Origin of the sequence: Methylacidimicrobium cyclopophantes, from assembly GCF_902143385.2 — a bacterium.
Lineage (GTDB): Bacteria > Verrucomicrobiota > Verrucomicrobiia > Methylacidiphilales > Methylacidiphilaceae > Methylacidimicrobium > Methylacidimicrobium cyclopophantes.
Genome location: NZ_CABFUZ020000220.1, coordinates 1 through 8,521, shown reverse-complemented (window position 1 = coordinate 8,521; position 8,521 = coordinate 1). Strand labels below are relative to the sequence as shown.

Here is an 8,521-nt window from a genome sequence, read left to right as displayed (position 1 = left end):
GGAGCCGCTCTACGACGGCGGGCCCGCCGCGCAAGAAGAGTTGACTTCCGACCTTGAACCAATTGACATACTCGCGCAGTCGACGCGCCAAGGAGAGCGCTTTCTCCACCTCGAAGAGATCCAAGGCCACGATGAGCCCATCCGCTAAGGGCAGGGAGGACACTTCGCAGGGTATTGAACTCTTCGCCCCGGCGAAAATCAACCTCGACCTGCGCATCCTCGGCCGCCGTTCCGACGGCTTTCACGAGCTTTCGACCCGGATGGCTCCGGTTTCCCTCGGCGACCGGCTCCAAGTGGCTCTCCGCCCCGGCCGGGAGATCTCCTTTCGATGCGACGACGCGCGCATCCCGGCGGGCGAGGAAAACTTGGTATGCCGCGCGGCTCGTCTCTTTGCCGACTCCTTCGGACTCCCTTGCGGCTTAGAGATCGTTCTGGAAAAGCGGCTTCCCTCGGGTGCCGGCCTCGGGGGAGGCAGCAGTGATGCCGCCGCTACGCTCTTGGCGCTCCGGAGCCTCTTCGGCCGTCCTTCCTCTCTCGACGCCCTCCTGCCCCTTGCCGCGTCCTTGGGCAGCGACGTTCCCTTCTTCCTCTTCCGGAACCCGGCTCTCTGCCACGGCCGAGGAGAAATCGTGACACCCGAACCTTGGCTTGGTCCGCGGATGGGCCTCCTACTCTTTCCTGGGTTTCCCGTTCCGACCCCGTGGGCTTACCACGCCTACGCCCGGAATCCCCGCCCAGGAGAGGAACGCGGCCTCCCGCCCTGGGGGCCGGTTCGGAACGACCTGGAACCGGCCGTCTTCGAAAAATTTCTCTGGATCGCCGTGGCACGAGAGTGGCTCCAAAAGGAAGCGAGAGCCGAGCTTGCCCTCATGAGCGGGAGCGGGAGCTCGGTTTTCGGCCTCTGGACCGATCCACCCGAGCCAGAGCTTGTGGAAAGGGCTCGGCTCTTCTTCGGACCGGAAGCCTGGATCGAGACCTTTTCCATTCTGAGCGACGGAAGCTCGCGAAACTCCGGTGCTCTTTTGACGGAATCCTCCCACCGCGATTAGACCGCAGGAAAGTCTAAATCCCCTAAAGAAAGAATTGTCGGAAAGAGTTCGTGGGACTGGACCGGGCGCGAGAATCGGTTAGGCTGTAAGCAAAGAATCAAGTTTTCTAAACGATTCCTGTCATTTTTCTTATGCCACAATATACCTATCTCATCGTCGGCGGCGGGATGACGGCCGATGCCGCGGTCCGCGGGATTCGGGAAATCGATCCGCACGGCTCCATCGGGGTGCTGACAACGGAGCCGGAGCTCCCCTACAATCGTCCGCCTCTCTCCAAAGGGCTTTGGAAAGGGGAAGCCCTGGATTCGATCTGGTGCCGGACGCCCGAAGAGGGCGTGGTCTTCCACCGCGAGTGCACCGCTCGCGCTCTCGACCTTTCCTCCAAGACGATCGCGGCCGAGGGAGGAACGACCTTTTCGTTCGACAAGCTCCTCCTCGCGACGGGAGGCAACCCGCGCCGTCTCCCTTCGACCAGCCAGAAGATCCTCTACTTCCGAACGCTGGCGGACTATCGGAAGTTGCGCTCGTGGGCCGAGTCGGAGGAGCGGATCTGCGTCCTCGGCGGAGGTTTCATCGGTTCGGAAATTGCCGCTGCGCTGGCTCTCAACGGAAAGCGGGTTACCCTCCTCTTCGCCGAATCGGGAATCGGCGGGAGGATCTTTCCCGAGGATCTCTCCCTCTTCCTCAACGACTATTACCGCCAAAAGGGGGTGGAAGTGCTCCCCCGGCAGACGGTCTCGGCCGTCGAGGATCAAGAAGGTCCGCTCACGATCCGGCTCGGCCAGGGGAGCCTCTCGGTCAACGCCCTTGTCGCGGGAATCGGGATCGCCCCCAACGTCGGGCTGGCCAAGGACGCGCGCCTCGCAGTCGAGAACGGCATCGTGGTCGACGAGTTTCTCCGCACGGCCCATCCGGACGTCTACGCGGCGGGAGACGTGGCCGCTTTCTTCAATCCCGCGCTCGGGCAGCGAGTTCGTTTCGAGCACGAGGACAATGCCCGCCAGATGGGCTTGGTAGCCGGCAGGAACATGGCCGGGAAAGAAACGAAATACGATCACATTCCCTTTTTCTACTCGGATCTCTTCGATCTCGGCTACGAAGCGGTCGGCTGGATCGACAACCGGCTCGAGACCGTCTCCGACTGGAAGGAGCCATTCCGCACCGGGGTGATCTATTACTTGGAGCGCCGGAGAGTGCGCGGGGTCTTGCTCTGGAATGTATGGGGTCAAGTCGATGCGGCCCGCGCTCTCCTCGCGGAACCCGGTCCCTTCCAGGCCGCCGATCTCCGAGGCCGGATCCCGGCTTGAGCTTCTCGGGTGGGTCGTGACCAGAACCGTCGATCCCTCTCCTTCCGATGCGGCCCGCCGCGAGCCCGCGGTCGTGGTCAACGAGATTTTCTGGAGCATTCAAGGAGAGAGCACCTTCGCCGGAGAGCCGTGCGTCTTTGTCCGACTGACCGGATGCGATCTCCGTTGCCGCTGGTGTGATACCCAATATGCCTTTTTCGAAGGGGAGCGGATGCCCTTGAGCAGACTCTTGCGGGAAGTGGAACGCTTCGGCTGCGGGCTCGTCGAGCTGACCGGAGGGGAGCCTCTCCTGCAAAGAAATAGCCGCCTTCTGCTCCAGCAGCTTTGCGATGCCGGCTACACCGTTCTTCTGGAAACGAGCGGTGCCCACTCGATCGACGGAGTCGATCCACGCGTTCACCGGATCGTCGATTGCAAATGCCCCTCGAGCGGAGAATCGGCCCGGAACCTGTCCGCCAACCTCGACCTGCTGGGGCCGCGAGACGAGCTCAAGTTTGTGATCGGAACGGAGGCGGATTACCAGTGGGCTCGAAAACGGATCGACGCCGCCTCGTGGGCGAAGCGGGTTCGGGCTATCCACTTTTCCCCGGTATTCGGAGAACTCTCTCTGGAAACCTTGGCCGGATGGATCCTTCGAGATCGCCTACCCGTCCGCCTGGGGTTCCAACTCCACAAATTTATCTGGGACCCAAACCTCCGCGGGGTGTAATCCCCGCCGGAACCCATCCAATCAATAGGGGGCTCCGGGAGTGGTCGCTCCCATCCCGCCCAAATAAGCCCCAGCGGCGCCCGCCTGCTGCCACGAAGGAGGCCGATTCCAGGGAAGATCGGAAACCTGTTTCCCTTGTTTCGCGGCCTGTTTTTGGGCCGCCGATTGCTTGTCGGAGGAAGAGGCACATCCTCCCAGCAACATTGCTCCCGCGAGCAGGATAAAACCGAACTTGGCCTTTCTCATGATTTTCCGCATGTTTCTTCGTTTCCGGGCGAACGGCACGCCCTTTTTCCCGCCGATACTCTTAGCCCGTCCACCCGGACGGTTTTGTTCAGGATGCCAAAACCCCGATCTTAATTCAACACATCGTCGCCGGGTTGAATTCCCCCTCCATCGGATCCCGCCTCTACGTCGGCGACGGCCGTGCTCGCCTCGGTCGAGACGATTTTCACCTTGCCGACGGGCTGTCCGCTCCGATAGACGTTCAACACCCCATTTTCCACCAGGCCGTCCTTTTCCCCGACGTTCAAGACTACGAAATTCCAATTGCGGTTGACCGACACGACCTTCCCCCGAATTCCCGACCTCATCGACACCGCACGGACGGTCGAAGGGGAAACTTCCCGCATCCGAGCAACTTCCGCAGTCAGCTTGGATAAGTTCTCCTCCAACGCCTGCTTTTCTTTGAGCAGGCTTTCGACCTTGGCGGTCGCCGCTTCGCTTGCGGCTTTCTCCGACTCGAGCTTGCTCCCCAGCTCCTCGATTTCCGCCTTTTCCTGCTGCGCCCGCTGCTCCGCTTCCTTGGCGCGCTGCTCCGCTTCCGCTACGCGGCTATCTCCGTTGCCGGCCTGATTTTCGATCTGGGCAAGCTTCTCGGTAGCCTCGGTCATCTTGGATCGCGTCTCTTCCAACTTTTTCTGGGCCTCTGCCGCCAGAACCTTGCTCTCTTCGGCCTGTTCGGTCACGCTCTTGAGCTGAGCGGCGGTCTTTTCATACTCCCGGCGAATCGTGTTACGCTGATTGGCCAACAAGAATCCGAGCACGGCAGTCGCCAAGCTTCCGATCAACGCGACTCCCAAAAAGAACCTGATCACGAGCGCTCCTCCCTTTTCTTTCCCTCTGGCCCGCTTTCGGCCTTTTTACTCACCCATTTCCAAAAATCCATCGAAAACCGCCCGATTTGCCGATCCGCCGATCATTCCGAATGGCCCCGTCCCATTTCGGGCGAAAACTCCAAGAGGCTCTGCTGAAGGCTGGGAGGCAGGGGAAGGGAAATGGCGATCGGCTCCGGACTCCCCTCCCGAAAGACCGTGAAGCTCAGCGCCTGGCTCTCACCAGATTTTCGGCCGAGATTGGCTCTCCGGTAAATTTCCAGGAACTCGTCGAGCGTGCCGACGAAGGGTTGCCCCGAGATGGTGATGATCCGATCCCCCGGTCGAAAACCGCCCCGTTCCCCTTTTTCCCCCGTCTGAACGGCCAAGACCGCAATTCGTCCGTCGATGGCGGCCAAGAGCAGACCCGCAGGCAAGCTCACCGGCTCATCGCGGACCTTCTCCCGATTCGCCTCTTGGTACATCAACCGCAAGTCGCTGCCGTTCAACACCTCGAGCGCCTGAAGAAAGGTCGTCTTGGAAGGCCAGACCGTGCGGGTGAACTTTTTGAGGGCTCGCTCCGCCGGCGTTTCGCTCAGGGGATCGGGTGTCGACTTCCGCGAATAGGCCGCCTCCTTGTGTTCCTTGTTCTGCACCGCTTCCTCGACCTTTTCCTCGAGCTCGGGCTTCACATAGAGGGTCCGGAGCTTGTCACCCGGTTGGACCACGGTCTGCTCGTTGATCGCGACAGGATACCGGAAATGGACCCCGTCGGGGCCATCCTCCACCGGGAAGACGGCGATGATGGGCGGGTTGGTGAGCAGCGGCCCTTCGGCCGCCCGCGCGGAAGCGAGCCTACCGGTCCAGCCGAGAAGAAGCGCAAGGCCCAAGCAAACTCGGGGCCAAAGTAGAGGATGCCACCCGCGCCCGCTCATCGGGAGCCGCCCCTCAAAGCCGCAGCCCGTTCCGCCCAGCGCACGGCGTAGCCTTCGGCGGATTCTCCATTTCCTTGCCACTCTCGAATTTCGAGGCACTTTTCCCGCGCTTTCTCGCCCCGCACGAGCACGACCCGGGAGCGGCGCGTGCCGAAGACCTCGGCGAGGAACCGGATGAGCTCCTCATTGGCTCTCCCCTCGGTTGCCGGGGCCTGCAGCCGCACCCGCACAACTCCGTCCCCACCGCCCGCGATCTCGGTCCTCCGAGCATTGGGCACCACTCGAACAATGAGACGATTCGAGTGCGAACGAGAGGGTTGGGTCGATTTCGTTTCCTTCCCCTTCATCGCAGGGCGCTCCACCGTTTTCCCGACCGCTGTTCCGCTTGGAGAAAGGCTTGACGCAACCGGGTCACGAGCGCTTCGGGCAAAGCGCCCCTCCGAGCGGCTTCCAAGTTCTCGAAAAGATGCTCGAAACAGGCGCTGCCGGCTAAGGCGACATGGACCCCCGACTGGGCGAGCACGAATCGGAGCGCAACTTCGGGCCATTGCATCTCCTTGGCCCCCAATTCGTCTAGCTTCAGATTCATCGCCCGGAATCGATCGGCGTAGGGCTCTACATATTCCCGATAGGCGGGATGAACCTCTTTGATAGGCCGCCAAGCTCCATTTGCCAGCGAGCGCTTGGCCAACACCCCGATCCGGGCCTCCCGAGCCGCGGGCAAGACCGTCTCGAGGTTCGCTTGATCGCAGATATTGATGCTCGTCTCGATCACCGACAGTTCCGGGAGTCGACAGGCGAGCTCGGCCGCTTCCCCGTCCCCCGAATAGCCGAGGAAGCGAACCTTGCCCGCCTCTTGCGCCCGCCGCAAGGCGCCCAAAGCTTCGCCTCGCTCCAATACCGAGCGATCGCAGGAGTGGAGCAGCATCACGTCGATGTGCTCGGTGCGCAATCGCCGCAGCGATCGGTCGATCGAGAGACCGATCTGCTCCGCCGTCCAACTTTCCGAGCCGATCCCTCCCTCTTCGGTCCAGCCGCCGCACTTGGAGACAAGCACGCACCGCCTCCGACGGGGACCCAGTGCCTTGCCGATCCGCTCCTCAGAAGTCGCGTAGCCCGCCGCGGTGTCGATCACGTTGACCCCATGATCGATCGCGAAATGGAGCAGCTCGGTTGCCGCCCCCTGCTCGATCCCCGTAAAGCCGATCTCGGCGGCTCCCAAACCAAGCGGGGAGACCAGCAATCCGGTTTTCCCAAGAGATCGGAGCTCCATCTGCCCTTGAACCCTAATGCAAAACGAACAAGCTGGCGATCCGGATCTTCGAAGATTCGCCGCGCTTTCCCGAGCCGACTCCTTCCCGCTCTCGCATTCGAAAAGAAGCTACGGGGAAGCAGAACGGTCGGCGCCGGCCTTCCGCCGCCCAGGGGACAAGGCGCGATCCACGGGCGGGAAATCTCCCTTTCGAAACGGAAGCGCGCCTCTACGATGGTTTTTCTTCCGCTGCCCGAGCTTGCGCCCGGGAAACCTTCCGCTCATAAGGAGGAAATCATTTTTTGGAGATGCGCGTAACGATCGAAAAGGACTTCCGCTTCGAGGCAGCGCAACAGCTTCCGGGCTTTCCCGAAGGCCATAAGTGCCGCAGACTCCATGGCCATAGCTTCGAACTCCGCGTCGCGGTGGAAGGCGAGGTCGATCCCGCGACCGGCATTCTCTACGATCACGCCCGGATCTCCCGCGCGGTCGAGCCTCTGCTCGCGCAGCTCGACCACCGGTTCCTCAACGAGATCCCCGGCTTGGAGAATCCAACGATCGAGTCGATGGCCCGCTGGTTTTGGGAAAAGCTAGAATCCCTTCTCCCCGGCCTTGCTCAGATCACGATTTGTGAAACTCCGCGTGTCCGCTGTCTCTATCGCGGGCCCGCCTCCTCAATCCGCTCATGAGCGAACACGAAGAAGCAAGCGAGCTGCTCCGCCTCCGTCGAGACAAACTGGCCGCTTGGCTCGCCCGCGGGATCGACCCCTTCGGCCGCGCCTTCCCCGACACCGCGTCCATTTCCGCGCTCTTGGCCGACTTTCTCGAGGGACGGGAAGCCCGGCTCGCCGGTCGGATTCTCTCCATTCGGGATATGGGCAAGAGTCTCTTCGCCCACCTCCAAGATTCGAGCGGGAAGATGCAGATCTACGCCAATCTCCAGACCCTCGGGGAGCGCTTTGCCGACCTCAAGCTTCTCGATCTCGGAGACATCGTCGGGGTCGAAGGGGAGTGCTTCCGGACGAAGACCGGGGAGAAGACCTTGCGGGTCCGCCACTCCGAGCTTCTTTCGAAATCCCTCCGTCCGCTCCCCTCCAAATGGCACGGCCTCCACGACGTGGAAGCGCGCTACCGGCAGCGCTACCTCGATCTCATCGTCAATCCGGAGGTTCGAGAAACCTTCCACCAGCGGATCCGGATCATCCGCGAAATTCGCCGCTTCCTCGAAGAGCGCGGATTCCTGGAGGTGGAAACTCCGATGATGCAGCCGGTTCCCGGCGGAGCCGCGGCCACGCCCTTCTCCACCTTTCACGAGGCCTTGGGGATCCCGCTCTACCTCCGGATTGCTCCCGAGCTCTATCTCAAGAGACTTCTGATCGGAGGCTTCGAACGGATCTTCGAACTCAATCGAAACTTTCGGAACGAGGGGATCTCCCGCAAGCACAATCCCGAATTCACGATGCTCGAGGCCTATTGGGCTTTCGCCGACTTCGAGCGGATGGCAGAGCTCCTCGAGTCGCTCGTCTGCCATCTGGCCGAAACGGTCTGCGGAGGACTGCGCCTCTCTTCCAGCACCTTTCCTTCGATCGATCTGCAACCACCTTGGCCCAGGAAGAGGTTTGCCGACTGCCTCCGGGACGCGACGGGAAAAGAGTGGTTCTCCCTCTCTCCCGAGCAGCGGCGCAAGCTCGCCGAAGAGCTTGGCGTCGAACTTCTCCCGAACGCCCAGGACATCGACGTTACCCGGCACACATTCGAAAAGCTGGTCGAGGCTCGGACCGCTGGCCCCCTCTTCGTGACGCATCTTCCCACCGAGCTGGTTCCGCTCGCCCGGCAAAACCGGGAAGACCCCTCCGTCGTCGATGTGTTTGAACTCATCATCGGGGGACAGGAGGTCGCTCCCGGTTATAGCGAGCTCAACGATCCGATCGTCCAGCGCGAGCGGCTGGAACACCAAGTAGGCGAAGAGACGCAAAAGCTCGACGAAGACTTTCTGCTGGCTTTGGAATACGGCATGCCGCCGGCGGGCGGCATCGGCCTAGGCATCGATCGACTCGTGATGCTGCTCACGGGAAGAGAATCGATTCGCGACGTAATCTTCTTCCCCCTCCTTCGCCCGCGGGAAATTCCTTAGTTCCCTTACCTAATTCATAATTCCCGCGCGCCGGCGTGCGC

Annotated in this window: 11 protein-coding genes; 5 read left to right on the top strand and 6 right to left on the bottom strand. The window is 61.7% G+C overall.

Annotated elements, in window-relative coordinates; all coding sequences use genetic code 11:
* Positions 1-217: orotidine 5'-phosphate decarboxylase / HUMPS family protein (locus tag FN369_RS11610; protein ID WP_342799720.1), on the bottom strand; the 217-nt coding region annotated here is incomplete at its 3' end.
* On the opposite strand from FN369_RS11610, the gene ispE reads away from it, so the two are divergent.
* From ispE to FN369_RS09350, 3 genes are all read left to right on the top strand, one after another.
* Positions 132-1,049 (top strand): 4-(cytidine 5'-diphospho)-2-C-methyl-D-erythritol kinase, encoded by a 918-nt coding sequence (gene ispE / locus FN369_RS09360; protein ID WP_142525889.1) that lies wholly within the window; start codon positions 132-134, stop codon positions 1,047-1,049. The genes FN369_RS11610 and ispE overlap by 86 nt on opposite strands.
* A gap of 131 nt (positions 1,050-1,180) precedes the next feature.
* Complete coding sequence (locus tag FN369_RS09355) at positions 1,181-2,356, top strand: NAD(P)/FAD-dependent oxidoreductase (RefSeq protein WP_142525888.1); 1,176 nt, start codon at positions 1,181-1,183, stop codon at positions 2,354-2,356.
* A 16-nt stretch (positions 2,357-2,372) separates the two neighbouring features.
* Positions 2,373-3,065 carry a radical SAM protein gene (locus tag FN369_RS09350; protein ID WP_246189648.1) on the top strand — a complete coding sequence of 231 codons (693 nt, stop codon included), beginning with the start codon at positions 2,373-2,375 and terminating at the stop codon, positions 3,063-3,065.
* Between the two features lie 21 nt (positions 3,066-3,086).
* On the opposite strand, the gene FN369_RS09345 is transcribed toward FN369_RS09350, so the two are convergent.
* From FN369_RS09345 to FN369_RS09325, 5 genes are all read right to left on the bottom strand, one after another.
* The gene (locus FN369_RS09345; protein WP_142525886.1) at positions 3,087-3,311 is read right to left on the bottom strand and encodes a hypothetical protein; all 225 of its coding nucleotides are present in this window, start codon (positions 3,309-3,311) and stop codon (positions 3,087-3,089) included.
* Between the two features lie 110 nt (positions 3,312-3,421).
* Positions 3,422-4,162: a hypothetical protein gene (locus FN369_RS09340; protein WP_142525885.1), complete on the bottom strand. Its 741-nt coding sequence runs from the start codon at positions 4,160-4,162 to the stop codon at positions 3,422-3,424.
* Positions 4,163-4,263: 101 nt separating this feature from the next.
* A complete protein-coding gene (locus tag FN369_RS09335) occupies positions 4,264-5,049 on the bottom strand; it encodes a PDZ domain-containing protein (protein WP_142525884.1) in 786 nt (261 codons plus the stop codon).
* Between the two features lie 41 nt (positions 5,050-5,090).
* Positions 5,091-5,441 carry a DUF167 domain-containing protein gene (locus tag FN369_RS09330; RefSeq protein ID WP_142525883.1) on the bottom strand — a complete coding sequence of 117 codons (351 nt, stop codon included), beginning with the start codon at positions 5,439-5,441 and terminating at the stop codon, positions 5,091-5,093.
* Positions 5,438-6,367, bottom strand: coding sequence for an aldo/keto reductase (locus FN369_RS09325; protein ID WP_142525882.1), 930 nt, complete (start codon positions 6,365-6,367; stop codon positions 5,438-5,440). Before FN369_RS09325 ends, FN369_RS09330 begins: the two co-directional genes overlap by 4 nt.
* 287 nt (positions 6,368-6,654) lie before the next feature.
* Here FN369_RS09325 and queD point away from each other — a divergent pair, with 287 nt between their 5' ends.
* Together queD and lysS are read left to right on the top strand one after the other, a co-directional pair.
* Positions 6,655-7,035, top strand: a complete 381-nt coding sequence (queD, locus tag FN369_RS09320; protein WP_142525881.1) for a 6-carboxytetrahydropterin synthase QueD — start codon at positions 6,655-6,657, stop codon at positions 7,033-7,035.
* Positions 7,032-8,480 (top strand): lysine--tRNA ligase, encoded by a 1,449-nt coding sequence (gene lysS / locus FN369_RS09315; RefSeq protein ID WP_142525880.1) that lies wholly within the window; start codon positions 7,032-7,034, stop codon positions 8,478-8,480. Before queD ends, lysS begins: the two co-directional genes overlap by 4 nt.
* Positions 8,481-8,521 lie beyond the last annotated feature (41 nt).